This window comes from Pseudomonas chlororaphis subsp. chlororaphis (assembly GCF_003945765.1).
GTDB classification, from domain to species: Bacteria; Pseudomonadota; Gammaproteobacteria; order Pseudomonadales; family Pseudomonadaceae; genus Aquipseudomonas; species Aquipseudomonas chlororaphis.
Window position 1 is genome coordinate 2,118,863 of sequence record NZ_CP027712.1, and the last position, 18,875, is coordinate 2,137,737.

Consider the following 18,875-nt stretch of genomic DNA (forward strand, 5'->3'; position numbering starts at 1 on the left):
AACCATTCATTGCAATACAGCCAGGGCGGCAAATGGCCGTACAGTCGTTGCGACAGCCCGTGGACCATACAGTTATTGCGAATGGACCCCATGGGTTGTGTACAATGTGCCATTGTTTTTACGCGATACTTGTCAGCGACCCACTGTGCCGTATTACAGTCACGGTCAATTCGCCGCAGTTCTCCCGACTCGAGTGCCCATGAACGAACAGTTGCAACCCCTCAAGAAACAACCGCGAGCAGGCAAGGCCGGTCGCAGCGGGACCCAGGACGATATTGTCTACGCGCATATCTTCGAGGCCATCCTCGAACAGCGCCTGGCGCCCGGCACCAAGTTGAGCGAAGAGGCGCTGGGGGAAATTTTCGGGGTCAGCCGTACCATCATTCGTCGTGCGCTGTCGCGCCTGGCCCATGAAGGCGTGGTGCTGCTGCGGCCCAATCGCGGCGCGGTCGTGGCCAGCCCGAGTGTCGAGGAGGCCCGCCAGGTGTTCATGGCGCGCCGGCTGGTGGAGCGGGCGATCACCGAGCTGGCGGTGCAGCACGCCACGGCCGAACAGCTTGCCGAGCTGCGGCAGATGGTCAACGACGAGCGCGACAGCTTTTCCCGTGGCGATCGCGGCGCCGGTATCCGCTTGTCGGGCGAGTTCCACCTCAAACTTGCCGAGGCGGCGAAGAATGCTCCGCTGATCAGCTTCCAGCGCAGCCTGGTGTCGCAGACCTCGCTGATCATCGCCCAGTACGAAAGCGGCAACCGTTCGCACTGTTCCTACGATGAGCACACCCAGTTGATCGACGCCATCGAGGCCCGCGATGCGGAGCTGGCAGTGACCCTGATGATGCATCACATGGATCACATCGACAGCAAGCTCAACCTCGACGAAGAAAGCGCCTCGGACGACCTGCATGCGGTGTTCTCGCACCTGCTGCAAACCAAGAAGCCGGGCCGCTCTCCCGCCAAGCTCTGAGACATTGCCGCGGGCCCTTCGCGGGCAAGCCTCGCGCCTACGGATTGCGACGTTCGCGTAGGAGCGAGGCTTGCCCGCGATGACGGCCTGAAAGGCACAAAAAATCCCCCGGAATCCAGCGATCACGGGGGATTTTTTATGCCTGGAACAACTTAGCGCTGGTGCACCAGATTGCCCGCGGCATAGGTCTGCGCCACGGTGCGGTCATCGCCCAGGGTCATCAGCACGAACAGCGTCTCGGCGATGCTCTTGGATTGTTTCAGGCGATAGCTCAGCAGTGGCGTGGCGTTGTAGTCGAGCACCAGGAAGTCGGCGTCGGTGCCTGGCTGCAGGGTGCCGATCCGCTCTTCCAGGCGCAGTGCGCGTGCGCCGCCGAGGGTGGCCAGGTACAGCGACTTGAACGGACTCAGGCGCGCGCCCTGCAACTGCATGACCTTGTAGGCTTCGTTCAGGGTCTGCAGCAGCGAGAAGCTGGTGCCGCCGCCGACGTCGGTGCCCAGGCCGACATTCAGCTTGTGCTTCTCGGCCATCGGCAGGTTGAACAGGCCGCTGCCGAGAAACAGGTTCGAGGTCGGGCAGAAGGCCACGGCCGAACCGGTCTGCGCCAGGCGCGCGCATTCGTCGTCGCACAGGTGCACGCCGTGGGCGAACACCGAGCGCTCGCCCAGCAACTGGTAGTGGTCGTACACGTCCAGGTAGCCCTTGCGCTCGGGGAACAGTTCCTTGACCCATTCGACTTCCTGCAGGTTCTCGCTGATGTGGGTCTGCATGTACAGGTCGGGGTATTCGCCGAGCAATTGCCCGGCCAGGGTCAGTTGTTCCGGGGTGCTGGTCGGGGCGAAACGCGGTGTCACCGCGTAGTGCAGGCGGCCCTTGCCATGCCAGCGCTCGATCAGCGCCTTGCTTTCCAGGTAGCTGGATTCGGCAGTGTCGGTCAGGTAGTCGGGGGCGTTGCGGTCCATCATCACCTTGCCGGCGATCATCCGCAGGTCGAGCTTCTCGGCCGCTTCGAAAAAGGCATTCACCGATTGCGGATGCACGCTGCCGAAGACCAGGGCGGTGGTGGTGCCGTTGCGCAGCAGCTCCTTGATGAAAATCTCTGCCACTTCCTCGGCATGGGCCTGGTCGGCGAACTGGCTTTCGCAGGGGAAGGTATAGGTGTTGAGCCAGTCCAGCAATTGCTCGCCATAGGCACCGACCATGCCGGTCTGCGGCAGGTGGATATGGGTGTCGATGAAGCCTGGGGTGATCAGCGCATCCTGATAGTGAATGATCTCCATATCGGCGGGCAGGCTGGCGAGCAATTCGCTGGCGTGGCCGAGGGCGCTGATCTGGCCGTTGTCGACCACCAGCAGGCCATCCTCGAAATACTCGTAGGAGGCTTCGATGCCGACCTCGGCGGGGTCGGCGATGCTGTGCAGGATGGCGGCACGGTAGGCTTTGCGAGTCAGAGGCATGAGGCAGTCTCGGTTCGTGGCTTTTTAATGAGTGGCGTGGCTGCGGCGCGAGGCCGGCAGCAGTTTGGCAATGGGTTCGGCGCGGGCACTGTGCTGGCCGAAATTGGCGTTATAGGTGGCGATGATTTCGCCGGCGATGGAGATGGCGATTTCCACAGGCAACTTGCCTTTGACTTCGCCGAGCCCCATCGGGCAGCGCATGCGTTGCAGCACGCCGCTGTCGAAGCCGCGCTCGCGTAGGCGGTGTTCGAACTTCACCCGTTTGGTATTCGAGCCGATCAGGCCGAAGTAGGCAAAGTCGTTGCGCTTGAGGATCGCGGCGGTGAGCTCCAGGTCGAGCTGGTGATTGTGGGTCATGACGATGCAATAGCTGCCAGTGGGCAGGTCATCGATTTCATCGACGGGCTCTTCGCTGACGATCTTGCGCACGCCCTGGGGGATCTGCTCGGGGAATTCCTGTTCCCGCGAGTCGATCCAGCGCACCTTGCACGGCAGGCTGGCCAGCAGCGGCACCAGGGCGCGGCCGACATGGCCGGCGCCGAAGACCGCGATCTGCGCCTGGACCTGGCCCATGGGTTCGAACAGCAACACCGTCACCCCGCCGCAGCACTGGCCGAGGCTGGCGCCCAGGCTGAAGCGCTCCAGATGGGTGTCCTGCTTGCCGCTGGCGAGCATCTCGCGGGCGATCTGCATGGCCTTGTATTCCAGGTGGCCGCCGCCGATGGTGTCGAAGCTCTGGGTGGCGCTGATGACCATTTTCGAGCCGGCATTGCGTGGCGTCGAACCCAGCTCTTCGATGATGGTCACCAGCACGCAGGGTTCGCCGCGGGTTTGCAGGTCGGCGAGGGCGCTGATCCAGTTGTACATGTTTCACCTCAGCATTCGCTGTTGTCTGTTCGGCCCTCATCGCGGGCAAGCCTCGCTCCTACAGACCCGTGCAGATCGGTAGGCGCGAGGCTTGCCCGCGATAGGCGCACCTCGTTCTAGAGCGGAACCAGTTCAGACTCGGCCTCGACGGCCTTCGTCACCTTCAGCTGGCGCATCTGCTCGCAGCCCCACAACACCCGCTCCGGCGTGGCCGGCGCGTCGATCTTCGGCTGGTGCCGGTAATCGCCGAGGCTGGCCACGGCATCCTTGATAGCGCACCAGGCGGCGATGCCGAGCATGAACGGCGGCTCACCCACGGCCTTGGAGTGGAACACCGTGTCTTCCGGGTTCTTGCGGTTTTCCACCAGCTTCACGCGCAAATCCAAAGGCATGTCGGCAACGGCTGGAATCTTGTAACTGGCGGGGCCGCAGGTCTCTAGCTTGCCCTTGGCGTTCCACACCAATTCTTCCATGGTCAGCCAGCCCATGCCCTGGATAAAGCCACCTTCCACCTGGCCGATGTCGATGGCCGGGTTCAGCGAGGCACCGACGTCATGCAGGATATCGGTGCGCAGCATCTTGTACTCGCCGGTCAGGGTGTCGACTATCACCTCGGCGCAGGCGGCGCCGTAGGCGAAGTAGTAGAACGGCCGGCCACGGGCCTGGGCACGGTCGTAGTAGATTTTCGGGGTCTTGTAGAAGCCGGTGCTGGACAGCGAGACCTGGGCGAAATAAGCCTGCTGGATCAGTTCCTCGAAACTCAGGATCTGGTCGCGGACCCGTACGTGGCCGTTGTGGAATTCCACATCTTCCTCGCTGACCTTGTACTGCCGGGCGGCAAACTCCACCAGGCGTTTCTTGATGGTTTCCGCTGCGTTCTGCGCCGCCTTGCCATTCAGGTCGGCACCGCTGGAGGCGGCGGTCGGCGAGGTGTTGGGCACCTTGTCGGTGTTGGTCGCGGTGATCTGCACCCGGTCGATCTCCACCTGGAACACCTCGGCCACCACCTGCGCCACCTTGGTGTTCAGGCCCTGGCCCATTTCCGTGCCGCCGTGGTTGAGGTGGATGCTGCCGTCGGTATAGACGTGCACCAGCGCGCCGGCCTGGTTGAGGAAGCTGGCGGTGAAGGAAATGCCGAATTTCACCGGGGTCAGTGCCAGACCCTTTTTCAGGATCGGGCTGCCGGCGTTGTAGCGGCGGATCGCTTCGCGGCGCTCGGCGTACTGGCTGCTGGCTTCCAGTTCTGCGGTCATTTCTTCGAGCATGTTGTGCTCGACGGTCTGGTAGTAGTGGGTGACGTTGCGTTCGGTCTTGCCGTAGTAGTTGGCCTTGCGCACGGCCAGCGGGTCGAGGGCGAGATGGCGGGCGATGGCGTCCATCACTTCCTCGATGGCGACCATGCCTTGCGGGCCGCCGAAACCACGGTAGGCGGTGTTCGACGCGGTGTTGGTCTTGCAGCGATGGCCGTTGATGGTGGCGTCGCCCAGGTAGTACGAGTTGTCGGCGTGGAACATCGCCCGGTCGACGATCGAGGCCGACAGGTCCGGCGAGCAACCGCAGTTGCCGGCCAGCTCCAGCTGGATGCCATGCAGGCGCCCGGTGCTGTCGAAGCCGACGTCGTACTCGATATAGAAGGGGTGGCGCTTGCCGGTCATCAGCATGTCTTCGACCCGCGGCAGGCGCATCTTGGTTGGCTGGCCGGTGAGGTGCGCGATCACCGCGCACAGGCATGCCGGGCTGGCGGCCTGGGTTTCCTTGCCGCCGAAACCACCGCCCATGCGGCGCATGTCGACCACGATCTTGTTCATCGACACGTCCAGCACCTCGGCCACCAGTTTCTGCACCTCGGTGGGGTTCTGGGTCGAGCAGTAGACGATCATGCCGCCGTCTTCGGTGGGCATCACCGAGGAAATCTGGGTCTCCAGGTAGAAGTGTTCCTGGCCGCCGATGTGCAGCGTGCCCTGCAGGCGATGCTCGGCGCTGGCCAGGGCCTTGGCCGAGTCGCCGCGCTGGTGGGTGTGGCTGTCGAGGACGAAGTGGCGTTTGCGCAGGGCTTCGACCACGTCCAGGACTGGCTCCAGGTCCTCGTATTCGATGACCGCGGCCATGGCCGCTTGGCGCGCGGTTTCCAGGTCGCGGGCGGCCACGGCCAGCACCGGCTGACCGACGAACTGCACGTCGTCGATGGCCAGCAGCGGGTCGCCGGGCAGCAGCGGGCCGATGTCTTTCAGCCCCGGAATGTCCTTGTGGGTGATGACGATACGCACGCCGTCGAAGGCATGGCAGGGCGCGGTGTCGATGCTGAGGATCTTGGCGTGGGCACGGTCCGAGAGGCGCGCATACACATGCAGCTGGTTGGGGAATTCCAGCCGGTCATCGATGTACACCGCTTCGCCGGATACATGTTTGGCGGCACTGTCGTGCTTGACGCTGCGCCCGACGCCGGTGGCCAGGTCCTGTTGAAACAGGGCGCTCAGTTCGGCTTGAGTCTTCTCGACTTTGTGATGATTAGACATAAGCGGTCACCCGGGTTTCGATGTGCGGTGTTTGCAGTTCGATAAAGTATTTGCGCAGCAGGTTCTGGGCGCTGAGCAGGCGGTATTCCTTGCTGGCGCGGAAGTCCGAAAGCGGGGTGAAGTCTTCGCCCAGGGCGGCGCAGGCACGTTCGACGGTGGTCTCGCTCCACGGGGCGCCGAGCAGCGCGGCCTCGCAGTGCTTGGCGCGTTTCGGGGTGGCGGCCATGCCACCGAAGGCCACGCGAGCGTCGGCGATCACGCCGTTCTCGATACGCAGATTGAAGGCCGCGCAGACCGCGGAAATATCGTCGTCCAGGCGCTTGGACACCTTGTAGGCGCGGAACAGCTGCTGGGCGCTGGCCCGTGGCACGATGATCTTCTCGATGAACTCGCTTTCCTGGCGCGCGGTGACGCGGTAGTCGATGAAATAGTCTTCCAGGGCCAGGGTGCGGCGGGTGTTGCCCTTGCACAGGACGATCTGCGCGCCCAGGGCGATCAGCAAGGGCGGTGAGTCGCCGATGGGCGAAGCGTTGCCAATGTTGCCGCCCAGGGTGCCCTGGTTGCGGATCTGCAACGAGGCGAAGCGTTGCAGCAGCTCACCGAAGTCCGGGTACTCGGCCTTGAGGGCGTCGTAGCAATCGGAGAGGGCGGTGGCGGCGCCGATTTCCAGGCGGTCGTCGAAGCGTTCGATGCGTTTCATTTCGGCGACGTTGCCGACATAGATCATCACCGGCAGCGGGCGGTGGAACTGTGTGACCTCCAGCGCCAGGTCGGTGCCGCCGGCCAGCAGCCGGGCTTGCGGGTAGGCGTCATACAGGTCGGCCAGATCGGATACGGTCAGCGGTACCAGGCAACGTTTGTCGCCACTGTTCAGTTCGCCGGTGTCGCTGGGGGCGATGGCTTTCAGGCGGGCGATGGTCTCGGCTTCGCGGGCGTCGAACTGGTCCGGCTGCTTGCCGCAGCAGGCCTGCTCGGCGGCGGCGAGGATCGGGCGGTAGCCGGTGCAGCGGCACAGGTTGCCGGCCAGGGCTTCATGGGCCTTGTGCGAGTCGGGTTGCTCGGAGTTCTTCTGCAGGGCGAACAGTGACATGACGAAGCCCGGCGTACAGAAGCCGCACTGCGAGCCGTGGCATTCGACCATGGCTTTCTGCACGCTGTGCAACTGGCCCTGGTGCTTGAGGTCTTCGACGCTGATCAGCTGTTTGCCGTGCAGCGACGAGACGAAGGTCAGGCACGAGTTGAGGCTGCGATAACGGATGTGCTCCGCGCCCGTGTCGTCGGTCTGCAATTCGCCGACCACCACGGTGCAGGCGCCGCAGTCGCCACTGGCGCAGCCTTCCTTGGTGCCGGGCTTGCCCAGATGCTCGCGCAGATAATTGAGCACCGTCAGATTCGGGTCCAGGGTGTGCTCGCTACGGAGTTCCTGGTTGAGTAAAAACTGGATCACGGAAGGCCTCGCAGACTCATTATTGTTGGTAACCGACGTGGGCCGAATTTAGTCATGTCTGACTTTTCGGTCAATGATTTTCTGACTTAAAGGTCAGGAAATCGTTTTTTGCCGATCAACACGCGCTTTCAAACAGTATTGACCCTCCCGGGCCGCAGTGCCTTTTGCTTATTCCGTGCCAAATTCAGGCCCTTGGGCACTCCGCCATGAGGTAGCAATTGCGCTACACTGCGCCGCTTGTACCGATCTAAGAGTTTGAAGGAAAACCATGACGTTCAAGGCGCCGGACAGCCTCGCCGAGCAAATCGCTCACCACCTCGCCGAACGCATCATTCGCGGCGAGCTCAAGCCTGGGGAGCGCATTCAGGAACAGAAGGTCACGCTGGCCCTCAACGTCAGCCGCGGCTCGGTCCGCGAGGCCCTGCTGATCCTCGAACGCCGTCACCTGATCGCCATCCTGCCGCGTCGTGGCGCCCATGTGACCGAACTCACCCCGCACAAGGTGCAGAGCCTGTGCACCCTGATGAGCGAGCTGTACATCCTGCTGGGCAACTCGGTGGCCAACGGCTGGGAACTGCAGGCCGACATGGCGCCGTTCCTGCAGATCCAACAACGATTGATCGCCGCCTACGAGCGCCAGGACATCCGCAGTTTCGTCGAAGACAGCTTCAACGTGATGCGCGCCGCCTACCCGTTCGCCGACAACCCGTACCTGCAGGAAACCGTCGAGAACCTGCAGCCGGCGATGAGCCGTGCCTATTTCCTGGCCCTGGAGCAGCGCAAGGCGGAAATGAGCGAATTCCTCGACCTGTTCGAGCAACTGCTGGCCGCCGTGCTGGCCCGTGACCTGCCGACGATCCGCCTGGTGCTGACGGCCTATGCCCGGCGCAGTTGCGACCTGGTAGTCGCCGCCTTGACGGTTGCCTGAGCGTGCGGCTCAAGTGCATCAAGCTGGCGGGGTTCAAGTCCTTCGTCGACCCGACCACGGTGAACTTCCCCAGTAACATGGCGGCGGTGGTCGGGCCCAATGGTTGCGGCAAGTCGAACATCATCGACGCCGTGCGCTGGGTCATGGGCGAGAGCTCGGCCAAGAACCTGCGCGGCGAGTCGATGACCGACGTCATCTTCAACGGTTCCACCAGCCGCAAGCCGGTGAGCCAGGCCAGCATCGAGCTGGTCTTCGACAACTCCGACGGCACCCTGGTCGGCGAGTACGCGGCCTACGCGGAGATCTCCATCCGCCGCAAGGTCACCCGCGACAGTCAGAACAGCTATTTCCTCAACGGCGCCAAGTGCCGCCGTCGCGACATTACCGACATTTTCCTCGGCACCGGCCTGGGGCCACGCAGCTACTCGATCATCGAGCAGGGCATGATCTCCAAGCTGATCGAAGCCAAGCCGGAAGACCTGCGCAACTTCATCGAAGAAGCCGCCGGGATTTCCAAGTACAAGGAGCGCCGCCGGGAAACCGAAAACCGCATCCGCCGTACCCACGAAAACCTGGCGCGCCTGACCGACCTGCGCGAGGAGCTGGAACGCCAGCTCGAACGCCTGCACCGCCAGGCCCAGGCGGCCGAGAAGTACCAGGAATACAAGGGCGAGGAGCGTCAGCTCAAGGCCCAACTGTCGGCACTGCGCTGGCAGGAGCTTAACGAGCAGGTCGGCCAGCGCGAATCGATCATCGGCAACCAGGAAGTCGGCTTTGAAGCCCTGGTGGCGGAGCAACGCAATGCCGACGCCGCCATCGAGCGCCTGCGTGACGGTCACCATGAGCTGTCCGAGCGCTTCAATCTGGTGCAGGGGCGCTTCTATTCGGTCGGTGGCGATATCGCCCGGGTCGAGCAGAGCATCCAGCACGGCCAGCAGCGTTTGCGCCAGTTGCAGGACGACTTGCGCGAAGCCGAGCGTGCACGCCAGGAGACCGAATCCCACCTGGGCCACGACCGCACCTTGCTCGCCACCCTCGGTGAAGAGCTGGAAATGCTCGAGCCCGAGCAGGAAGTCACCAGCGCCGCCGCCGAAGAGGCCGCTGCGGCCCTGGAAGAAGCCGAAACCACCATGCACGGCTGGCAGGAGCAGTGGGACGGTTTCAACCTCAAATCCGCCGAGCCGCGACGCCAGGCCGAGGTGCAGCAGTCGCGTATCCAGCAGCTCGAAGGCAGCATGGAACGCCTGGGCGAGCGCCAGCGGCGCCTGGTGGAGGAGCGCGCGTTGCTCGCTGCCGACCCGGAAGACGCGGCGATCCTCGAACTCAATGAACAACTCGCGGCCAGCGAGGCGACCCTGGAAGATTTGCAGGCCAGCGAAGACGCTCAAGTCGAGCGCCTGGAGCAACTGCGCCAGGAGCTGCATCAGGCGACCCAGGCCCAACAGCAGGCCCAGGGCGAACTACAGCGCCTCAATGGGCGCCTGGCCTCGCTGGAGGCTTTGCAGCAGGCGGCGCTCAATCCGGGGACCGGCGCGGCGCAGTGGCTGCAGGAGCAACAGTTGGCCGAGCGTCCGCGGCTGGCCGAAGGCTTGAAGGTCGAGGCCGGTTGGGAGCTCGCGGTGGAAACCGTGCTCGGCGCCGACCTGCAAGCGGTACTGGTCGACGATTTTGCCGGCTTCGACCTGGCCGGCTTCGAGCAGGGCGACCTGCGCCTGCTCCAGCTGGCGGGCGAGGGTGCGCGGATGCCGGGCAGCCTGCTGGACAAGGTCGATGCCCAGGTCGATCTGGCGCCCTGGCTGGGCCAGGTCAAGCCGGTGGAAAGCCTTGAACAGGCCTTGGCCCTGCGTGGCCAACTGGCGGCCGGTGAGAGCCTGATCAGCCGTGACGGGTTCTGGGTCGGCCGGCATTTTCTGCGGGTGCGCCGCGCCAGCGAAGCGGAAAGCGGCATGCTCGCGCGCAACCAGGAAATCGAGCAGTTGAGTCTGGAACGCGACGAGCGCGAAGCCAGCGTGGAAGACCTGGAAACCCGGTTGCAGAACCTGCGTGCGCAACAGCGCCAGCAAGAGAACGGTCGCGAACACCTGCGCCGTCTGTTGCAGGACGAAGCCCGACAGCAGGGTGAATTGAAAGCCAGGCTTTCTGCCGGCAAGGCCAAGGCCGAGCAGTTGGCCCTGCGCCGTACCCGCCTGGATGAAGAAGTGGCGGAGCTGGGCGAGCAGCGCGCGGTGGAACACGAACAAGTGGGCGAAGCCCGTCTGCAGTTGCAGGAAGCCCTCGACAGCATGGCCCTGGACACCGAGCAGCGCGAATTGCTGCTGGCCCAGCGCGACAGTTTGCGCGAACGCCTGGACCGGGTGCGCCAGGAGGCGCGCCAGCACAAGGATCACGCTCATCAGTTGGCGGTGCGCCTGGGGTCGCTCAAGGCCCAGCACGATTCCACCCGCCAGGCCCTGGAGCGCCTGGAGCTGCAATCGGAGCGTCTGACGGAGAAGCGTGAACAGCTCAGCCTGAACCTGGAGGAGGGCGCCGCGCCGCTGGAAGAGCTGCGCCTGAAACTCGAGGAATTGCTGGAAAAACGCATGACCGTCGACGTCGAGCTCAAGAGCGCGCAGATCGCCATGGAAGATGCCGACCGCGAATTGCGCGACGCGGAAAAACGTCGGACCCAGGCCGAGCAGCAATCGCAGTTGATCCGTGGCCAGCTCGAACAGCAGCGCATGGAATGGCAGGCCCTGAGCGTGCGTCGCAAGACCTTGCAGGACCAGTTGCTGGAAGACGGCTACGACTTGCAGGGCGTGCTCGCCACGTTGACCGAGCAGGCCAGCGAGAAAGAGGCCGAGGAAGAACTCGAGCGGATTGCCGCGCGTATCCAGCGCCTGGGGGCGATCAACCTCGCGGCCATCGATGAGTACCAGCAGCAGTCCGAACGCAAACGTTATCTGGACGCCCAGGACGCCGATCTGGTGGAAGCCCTGGAAACCCTGGAAAACGTGATTCGCAAGATCGACAAGGAAACCCGTAATCGTTTCAAGGATACCTTTGATCAGATTAACGGCGGTTTACAGGCGCTCTTTCCAAAAGTTTTCGGTGGCGGCAGCGCTTATTTGGAACTGACGGGCGAAGATCTACTCGATACAGGGGTAACGATCATGGCGCGTCCGCCAGGGAAGAAGAACAGCACCATTCATTTGTTGTCCGGTGGTGAGAAAGCATTGACGGCCCTGGCGCTGGTATTTGCCATCTTCAAGTTGAACCCGGCGCCGTTCTGCATGCTCGACGAAGTTGACGCCCCGCTGGATGACGCTAACGTTGGACGCTACGCAAGGCTGGTTAAAGAGATGTCGCAGACGGTGCAGTTCATCTATATCACCCACAACAAGATCGCCATGGAAATGGCCGATCAATTGATGGGCGTGACGATGCACGAACCCGGCTGTTCGCGCCTGGTAGCAGTGGATGTCGAGGAGGCGATGGCGATGGTGGACGCCTGATATCCGGGCGACCAAAGCCGGTATGTAAGTGACAAGTAAGAGGTTTTTACCTGTGCCGAGTACTGGCTGATCGACATATTGAATGAAGCCGTTGCGACAGACGGTGTAAAGTTGTCTTTGGTCGTGCTAGTTTAATGTCAATTTTTCCTATACGTGGGCAAAAGGCCAGTCAGAACATAGAGTTGGCGCCACGTTTTAAAGCGGTTTGCAGTTTGCTAAACCTCTTATTTTTCAGCATTTTTCATAGAGGCACGGGATTACATGGAAATCGGTCTGCGCGAGTGGCTGATCGTCATCGGCATCATTGTCATTGCCGGTATTCTTTTTGATGGCTGGCGCCGTATGCGCGGCGGCAAAGGAAAGTTGAAATTCCGCCTGGATCGTAGCCTGTCCAACCTGCCGGACGACGACAGCAGTGCCGAACTGCTGGGTCCGCCCCGCGTGCTGGATACCCATAAGGAACCGCAACTCGACGAGCACGACCTGCCGTCGATGAGCGCGCCGGCGCGCGAACCGCGCGAATCCGGCTCCAAGCGTGGCAAGCGTGCCAGCGAGCCACAGCAGGGCGACCTGAACCTCAACCTGGATCTGGACGGCGGCCCGAGCTTCAGCAGCCGTGACGACGACTTCCCGGATGAAACCAAGGCTTCCGGTTACGCCGACAAGGACCAGCCGCAAGCCGAAGAAGTGTTGGTGATCAGCGTGATCTGCCGTGATGCCGGCGGCTTCAAGGGCCCGGCGCTGTTGCAGAACATCCTGGAAAGCGGCCTGCGTTTTGGCGAGATGGATATTTTCCACCGTCACGAAAGCATGGCTGGCAATGGCGAAGTGCTGTTCTCCATGGCCAATGCGGTCAAGCCGGGCGTATTCGACCTGGACGACATCGACCACTTCAGCACCCCGGCGGTGAGCTTCTTCCTCGGCCTGCCAGGCCCGCGTCATCCGAAGCAGGCTTTCGACGTGATGGTGGCCGCGGCGCGCAAGCTGTCCCAGGAACTCAATGGCGAGCTGAAGGATGACCAGCGCAGTGTGCTGACCGCCCAGACCATCGAGCACTACCGTCAGCGCATCGTCGAATTCGAACGTCGCGCCCTGACCCAGAAGCGCTGAGCGCTTCGCGAGCCAGCCGCTCCGGATAACCCTTGGCCTGCCGGAGCGGGCTCGCGACAGGGTCGCAAGACCCTCCAGACAAATATTGAGCAGCCTAGGCTGCTCTTTTGCTTTTTGAGAGAACATCATGACCGCCGTCGAAACCCGCATTCTTGAGCTGCGCGCTGAGCTGGATCAGCACAACTATCGCTACCACGTACTCGACGAACCGAGCATCCCCGACGCTGAATACGATCGCCTGTTCCATGAGCTCAAGGCACTGGAAGCCGAACACCCGGAACTGGTCAGCAGCGACTCGCCCACCCAGCGCGTCGGCAGCGCGGCGCTCTCGGCCTTCACTCAGGTGCGCCACGAAATCCCCATGCTCAGCCTGGGCAACGCCTTCGAAGAAACCGACATGCGCGAGTTCGATCGCCGGGTGACCGAGGGTCTCGACTTGCCGGTGGGCGATCTGTTCGGTGGCGGTGCGGCGGTGGAATACAGCTGCGAGCCGAAGCTCGATGGCCTGGCGGTCAGCTTGCTGTATCTGGACGGCGTGCTGGTGCGCGGCGCGACTCGCGGCGACGGCACCACTGGCGAAGACATCAGCGTCAATGTGCGCACCGTGCGCAACATCCCCCTCAAGCTGCACGGCAGCGGCTGGCCGGCGACCCTGGAGGTGCGCGGCGAGGTGTACATGTCCAAGGCCGGTTTCGAGCGGCTCAATGCCGCGCAGCTGGAAGTTGGCGGCAAGACCTTCGCCAACCCACGGAACGCCGCGGCCGGCAGCTTGCGCCAGCTGGACTCGAAGATCACCGCCAGTCGCCCGCTGGAATTCTGCTGCTACGGGATCGGTCAGGTCACTGCGGATATCGCCGACACCCATATCGGCAATCTGGAGCAGCTCAAGCACTGGGGTATGCCCGTCAGTCGCGAGCTGAAACTGGCCAAGGGGATCGACGAATGCCTGGATTACTACCGCGATATCGGCGAGCGCCGTAACGGCTTGCCTTATGAAATCGACGGCGTGGTGTTCAAGGTCAACAGCATTGCCTCGCAGCGCGAGCTGGGCTTCCGGGCTCGCGAGCCGCGCTGGGCGATCGCTCATAAATTCCCGGCGATGGAAGAGCTGACCGAGCTGCTGGACGTGGAATTCCAGGTTGGCCGCACCGGTGCGGTGACCCCAGTGGCCCGTCTGAAACCGGTCAAGGTGGCAGGTGTCACCGTCTCCAACGCGACCCTGCACAACATGGACGAAGTGGCGCGCCTGGGCCTGATGATCGGCGACACCGTGATCATCCGCCGTGCGGGCGATGTGATTCCGCAAGTGGTGCAGGTGGTCGTCGAGCGTCGTCCGGAAAATGCGCGCAAGGTGCATATCCCGCAGACCTGCCCGGTGTGCGGCTCCCATGTCGAGCGCACACAGTTGATCAAGCGCAGCAAGGGCAAGGAAACCATCAGCGAAGGCGCGGTGTACCGCTGTGTCGGTCGCCTGGCCTGTGGCGCGCAGCTCAAGCAGGCGATCATCCACTTCGTTTCCCGTCGGGCGATGGATATCGAAGGGTTGGGCGACAAGACCATCGAACAGCTGGTGGACGAAAAGCTCATTGGTTCGCCGGCCGACCTCTACAAGCTCAAGTACGAGCAGATCATCGATCTGGAAGGCTTCGCCGAGGTCTCCAGCAACAAGCTGCTCAAGGCCATCGAAGACAGCAAGAAGCCGGGCCTGGCGCGTTTCATCTACGCCCTGGGCATTCCCGATGTGGGCGAGGAGACGGCCAAGGTCCTGGCGCGCTCCCTGGCCTCTCTGGAGCGCGTGCAGCAGGCCTTGCCGGAAGTACTGACCTACCTGCCGGATATCGGCCTGGAAGTGGCTCACGAGATTCACAGCTTCTTCGAGGACAGCCATAACCAGCAGGTGATCGGTGCCCTGCTCGATCCGCAGCAGTGCGGGCTGCAGTTGCAGGATCAGGGTGATCTCGGCGCCGAGTTCGCTGCCAGCACCACCCTGGGCGGCATGCTCGACAAGCTGAACATTCCATCGGTGGGGCCGGGTGCGGCGCAGAAGCTGGCGGACAAGTTCGTCACCCTCGACGGTGTGGTCAAGGCGGACTGGCTGGACATGCGCCAGACCCTGCCGGAGAAGCAGGCCAAGGCCGTGCGTGAGTTCTTCGACATCGCGGAAAACGCCGAGCGGGCGCTGGCCATCGAGGCGCAGCTGCAAGCCTTCGGCATGCACTGGCAGAGCGAGAAGAAAGTGGTGGAAGGGCTGCCGCTGGCCGGCCAGACCTGGGTGCTCACCGGCTCGCTGGAGCTGATGAGCCGCGACGTGGCCAAGGACAAGCTGGAAAGCCTGGGCGCCAAGGTTGCTGGCTCGGTTTCGGCCAAGACCCACTGCGTGGTGGCCGGTCCCGGTGCCGGCTCCAAGCTGGCCAAGGCCAACGAGCTGGGCCTCAAGGTGCTGGACGAAGAAACCTTCGTGAGCTTCCTCGGCCAGCACGGCATAGCGGTCTGATCCCATAGCGGCTGCCGAAGGCTGCGATCGACTGCGCAGCGGGCGTTGCTCTGTCGGGCGCCAGAAGGTCCTGCGGACCTTGTCGCAGCCTGCGGCAGCGGCTACATGGAATGGCGTTCCCCCGGCAGGAACGCCCTGAAGGCGATGGAACGATCATCTCGTCCATATGATCTAGTCTTGGCACGCCCAGGGAGAGATCGCCATGTACCGCTTCTTCGAACAGCTCAGTTCCCGTATCGCCGCACCCTTTGTCCGCGAGGGCAGCCGCAACAGCAAGGTCTGGCCGTGTCGTTGCGGACAGTCGCTGTTCTTTCGTAACAGTCAGTGCCTGGCCTGTTCGGCGGCCTTGGGTTATCAGCCTGAGCAGAGTCGCTTGTCGTCGCTGCAGCCAGGGCCGGAGGCCGATACCTGGCGGCTGGACGTCGATCCGCAAGCGGGACTGTTCCGGCGCTGTGCCAACCTCGATACCCCGGCGGCCTGCAACTGGCTGCTGCCTGCGAATGGTGCCGGCACCTTGTGTGTGGCGTGCAGGTTGAACCGGACCATTCCCGATCTTGGCGTACCGGAAAACCCCGAGCGCTGGCGCATGGTGGAAATCGCCAAGCGCCGCCTGGTGGCGCAATTGGTGAGCCTGGGCTTGCCGCTGATCGCCAAGGCCGAGGATGAAGAGGCCGGCCTGGCTTTTGATTTTGTCGGCATCGATCTGCAGGGCAGGGTGCCGATGACCGGCCACGCCAACGGCCTGATCACCCTCGACATCAAGGAGGCCGACGATGCGTATCGCGAGCAGGTGCGGGTGCAGATGCGCGAACCCTATCGCACCTTGCTCGGTCACTTCCGGCATGAGGTGGGGCATTACTACTGGGATCGCCTGATCGCAGGCAGCCATTGGCTGGAACCCTGTCGCGCGCTGTTCGGCGACGAACGCGCGAGCTACGCCGAAGCCCTGGAGCGGCATTACCAACAGGGCGCGCCGAACGATTGGTCGCAGACCTGCGTCAGCGCCTACGCCACCATGCATCCCTGGGAAGACTGGGCGGAAACCTGGGCCCACTACCTGCACATGATGGACGCGGTCGACACTGCGCTGGGCTTCGGCATGAGCGCCCGGGAAATGGACTTCGACTACCAGCCGTTCCCACTCGATACCCTGTATGACCCGCATCACCCTGGCGGCCCGGCGTTCCTCTCTTTTGTTAACGCCTGGATCGAACTGGCGGGCATGCTCAACGAACTGTCACGCAGCATGGGCCAGCCGGATTTCTATCCCTTCATCCTGCTGCCGGCGGTGATTGCCAAGCTGCACTTCATCCACCTGGTGATCCAGCAAGCCGGCGGCAAGGCCGACGCAGCACTCGAACAAGCCTGACACTGCCGACTGCTTCTATGGGAGCGAAGCTTGCTCGCGATGGCATCCCCACGGTCTGCTTCCGGACCGCGTCGCCTGCATCGCAAGCAAGCCCCTGGATCGCGATCAGCGGCTGGTGCGCACGCCATCGAGCAAGGCATCGACCACCGCGCGAGCCATCTCCACGGAATGCACCATGGACCAGATCAGCCCGCGTTCGATGCCGCTGCCCTGTTCGGTGATTTCATCCGAGACTTCTTCGGCGCATTTGAGCAGCAGCGAGACATGCATCAAGGCTTCTTCGGCATTCACCCCGGCCTGCACCGCGAACAGCGGGTGTTGCTGGGCGTCGCGCAGGCCGAACGGCTGGCTGCGGGTTTCTTGCAGTTGTGCCAGCAGCGGTTGTTTCTGGTCATGGAGCGACAGGAGCAGGGAGGCATTCGCTGCATCCAGTTCTGGATCGCGTAGTCGGCGCGGGGCAGTGAAGGGTGGGTCGGGGACGAGCTTTTTCATGTGTGCGATTCCTTTAGCATTTAAGGAACTGCCAAATCTCACTTCCACATGAGGGGTGGCAGCCGTGCGTAGGTGTGGAAGACCGGAGCTAAAGGAATCCGGCGCACCCGAAGGTGCCCCACGCACAGCCGCCATAGAACAAGTTCACCAGTGCCATGAGGCGCCCGTGCTTGTTGATAGGGTTGTACGTCCTTAGCTCCAGACTTCCACATCCGGGTCGTTGAAACTGCAACGACCCCCGCAGACTGCCCGATCAAATTCAGGGGTACAACCCGCCCAAAGGCGTTCCAGAGTTTCTAGGAAACCCCTTACAAAACAAAGCGAAAAATCGACTGCCGGCTCGTCGCAAAACTGCCATCTCGCTCTTGCGCGGTCCCTGTAGCCGCTGCCGCAGGCTGCGATCGGTCGCGCAGCGGCCGCAATGGCGGACAACAGGGTATTTCGTTGCTGCTCGACACATGGTTGGCAACTGCTTCGCAGTCGAGCGCAGCCTGCGGCAGCGGCTACAGGAATCGGCAAACGAGCGGGGTAACGATCCAAGTACTTGAAGCCGCTCAGATTTTTTAATCACTACACAGCGGTTGTAACTTCGCCGCAGATAGGTACAATGGCGCGGCTCGCCGTCAGGTGAGCGTCGTTATGGTGACCCCATTGGTCCCCTCGCAACGATCAGCCGTGAACCCGGTCAGGCCTGGAAGGGAGCAGCCGCAGCGGTGACATTGTGTGCCGGGGTGTGGCTGGTGGGGTTGCCTCCATAACGCCTTCTGTCGGTCCTCGACGAATATTCTGAATTCTCCCCTCTGTTTTATCCTGATCTGGCCTCTCGCCGGTCGCTCGTTTCATTTCCCCAATCGTTCCTGCAACAACTGCGCAAACGCGTCCCGTGCGGTGTGGCGTTGTATTTCCTTGTTCCAGACAAAGCGAATGTCGATCGGCTGCAGGTCGGCGAAGCGGTAGCGTGCCAGCCCCGTGGACAGGGTGTAGCGGTCGAGCACGCCTTCCGGGGCCAGGGTCATGCCGGCGCCAGCACTGACGCAGTCGATGATGGTGCCCCAGCTGGCATAGCCGATGAGGGTCGCGGTCACGTCATGGGCGTTCAGCCAGTGCTCCAGGGCGCGGCGGTAAGGGCAGCCGCCGGGCCACATGAACAGGGTCTGGTCTTGCAGGTCTCGCGGGTTCAGCACGGGCGCGGCGTCTGCGCTGGTAACCAGCACCAGTGGCTCGTTGTAGAGGGCGGTGCGCTCCAGTTTCGGGGGGAGGGTGTCGACCGCGACCAGTGCGCCATCGATCCGGTGATGTTGCAGTTCCTCGAACAGCTGCGACCAGGTGCCGGTTACCAGCTCCAGAGTGACCTGTGGAAAGCGCTGATGGAATTCCGCCAGCAGGGGCGGCAAGCGCCCGCCGGCGCAGGATTCGATGGCGCCGATGCGCAGAATGCCGCTGGGTTCGGCCTTGCGGTCGACCGCCCGTTTGGCCTCATCCACCAGGGCCAGGATGCGCTCGCTGTAGCCGAGAAAAATTTCCCCGTCCGGACTGATTTTCAGCCCGCGGCCGGCACGGATAAACAGGCGGGTGCCCAGCTCGCCTTCCAGTTGCTTGAGGCGGTTGGTGATGTTGGAGGGCACGCAATGCAGTTGTTCGGCCGCTCGGGCAATGCTGCCGGTGCGGGCGACCGCTTTCACCATTTTCAGTTGGCTCAGTTCCATTGCTCATTTCCAGTGAGGTCTGGTCTCAGTATCC

Annotated in this window: 12 protein-coding genes and 1 other RNA gene; 7 read left to right on the plus strand and 6 right to left on the minus strand. The window is 62.9% G+C overall.

Going from position 1 to position 18,875, the window contains the following annotated elements:
* Positions 1 to 199: 199 nt before the first annotated feature.
* Positions 200 to 964: a GntR family transcriptional regulator gene (locus tag C4K27_RS09680; protein WP_007932193.1), complete on the plus strand. Its 765-nt coding sequence runs from the start codon at positions 200 to 202 to the stop codon at positions 962 to 964.
* A 152-nt stretch (positions 965 to 1,116) separates the two neighbouring features.
* Here the strand turns inward: C4K27_RS09680 and guaD are convergent, their stop codons facing one another.
* From guaD to xdhA, 4 genes are all read right to left on the minus strand, one after another.
* The gene (gene guaD, locus C4K27_RS09685) at positions 1,117 to 2,421 is read right to left on the minus strand and encodes a guanine deaminase (RefSeq protein WP_053260271.1); all 1,305 of its coding nucleotides are present in this window, start codon (positions 2,419 to 2,421) and stop codon (positions 1,117 to 1,119) included.
* A 24-nt stretch (positions 2,422 to 2,445) separates the two neighbouring features.
* Positions 2,446 to 3,288, minus strand: a complete 843-nt coding sequence (gene xdhC / locus C4K27_RS09690) for a xanthine dehydrogenase accessory protein XdhC (protein ID WP_053260272.1) — start codon at positions 3,286 to 3,288, stop codon at positions 2,446 to 2,448.
* A gap of 116 nt (positions 3,289 to 3,404) precedes the next feature.
* Entirely contained in the window at positions 3,405 to 5,804 is a 2,400-nt protein-coding gene (gene xdhB, locus C4K27_RS09695) for a xanthine dehydrogenase molybdopterin binding subunit (protein WP_053260273.1), read from the minus strand.
* Positions 5,797 to 7,251: a xanthine dehydrogenase small subunit gene (gene xdhA, locus C4K27_RS09700; RefSeq protein ID WP_053260274.1), complete on the minus strand. Its 1,455-nt coding sequence runs from the start codon at positions 7,249 to 7,251 to the stop codon at positions 5,797 to 5,799. Before xdhA ends, xdhB begins: the two co-directional genes overlap by 8 nt.
* A gap of 268 nt (positions 7,252 to 7,519) precedes the next feature.
* On the opposite strand from xdhA, the gene C4K27_RS09705 reads away from it, so the two are divergent.
* From C4K27_RS09705 to C4K27_RS09725, 5 genes are all read left to right on the plus strand, one after another.
* Positions 7,520 to 8,179 (plus strand): GntR family transcriptional regulator, encoded by a 660-nt coding sequence (locus C4K27_RS09705; protein WP_009042939.1) that lies wholly within the window; start codon positions 7,520 to 7,522, stop codon positions 8,177 to 8,179.
* A gap of 2 nt (positions 8,180 to 8,181) precedes the next feature.
* Positions 8,182 to 11,670, plus strand: a complete 3,489-nt coding sequence (gene smc, locus C4K27_RS09710; protein WP_053260275.1) for a chromosome segregation protein SMC — start codon at positions 8,182 to 8,184, stop codon at positions 11,668 to 11,670.
* A gap of 261 nt (positions 11,671 to 11,931) precedes the next feature.
* Positions 11,932 to 12,780, plus strand: coding sequence for a cell division protein ZipA (gene zipA / locus C4K27_RS09715; RefSeq protein WP_007922364.1), 849 nt, complete (start codon positions 11,932 to 11,934; stop codon positions 12,778 to 12,780).
* 127 nt (positions 12,781 to 12,907) lie between these two features.
* Positions 12,908 to 15,274: an NAD-dependent DNA ligase LigA gene (gene ligA, locus C4K27_RS09720; RefSeq protein ID WP_053260276.1), complete on the plus strand. Its 2,367-nt coding sequence runs from the start codon at positions 12,908 to 12,910 to the stop codon at positions 15,272 to 15,274.
* A 202-nt stretch (positions 15,275 to 15,476) separates the two neighbouring features.
* Positions 15,477 to 16,643, plus strand: a complete 1,167-nt coding sequence (locus tag C4K27_RS09725) for a zinc-binding metallopeptidase family protein (RefSeq protein WP_053260277.1) — start codon at positions 15,477 to 15,479, stop codon at positions 16,641 to 16,643.
* 105 nt (positions 16,644 to 16,748) lie between these two features.
* Here the strand turns inward: C4K27_RS09725 and C4K27_RS09730 are convergent, their stop codons facing one another.
* A complete protein-coding gene (locus C4K27_RS09730; protein WP_053260278.1) occupies positions 16,749 to 17,135 on the minus strand; it encodes a DUF6124 family protein in 387 nt (128 codons plus the stop codon).
* A gap of 649 nt (positions 17,136 to 17,784) precedes the next feature.
* Between C4K27_RS09730 and ffs the strand changes: the two genes are divergently transcribed.
* An RNA gene (gene ffs / locus C4K27_RS09735) (signal recognition particle sRNA small type) lies at positions 17,785 to 17,881 on the plus strand.
* A gap of 93 nt (positions 17,882 to 17,974) precedes the next feature.
* Here ffs and C4K27_RS09740 read toward each other — a convergent pair.
* The gene (locus C4K27_RS09740; RefSeq protein WP_053260279.1) at positions 17,975 to 18,841 is read right to left on the minus strand and encodes a LysR family transcriptional regulator; all 867 of its coding nucleotides are present in this window, start codon (positions 18,839 to 18,841) and stop codon (positions 17,975 to 17,977) included.
* Positions 18,842 to 18,875: the final 34 nt, after the last annotated feature.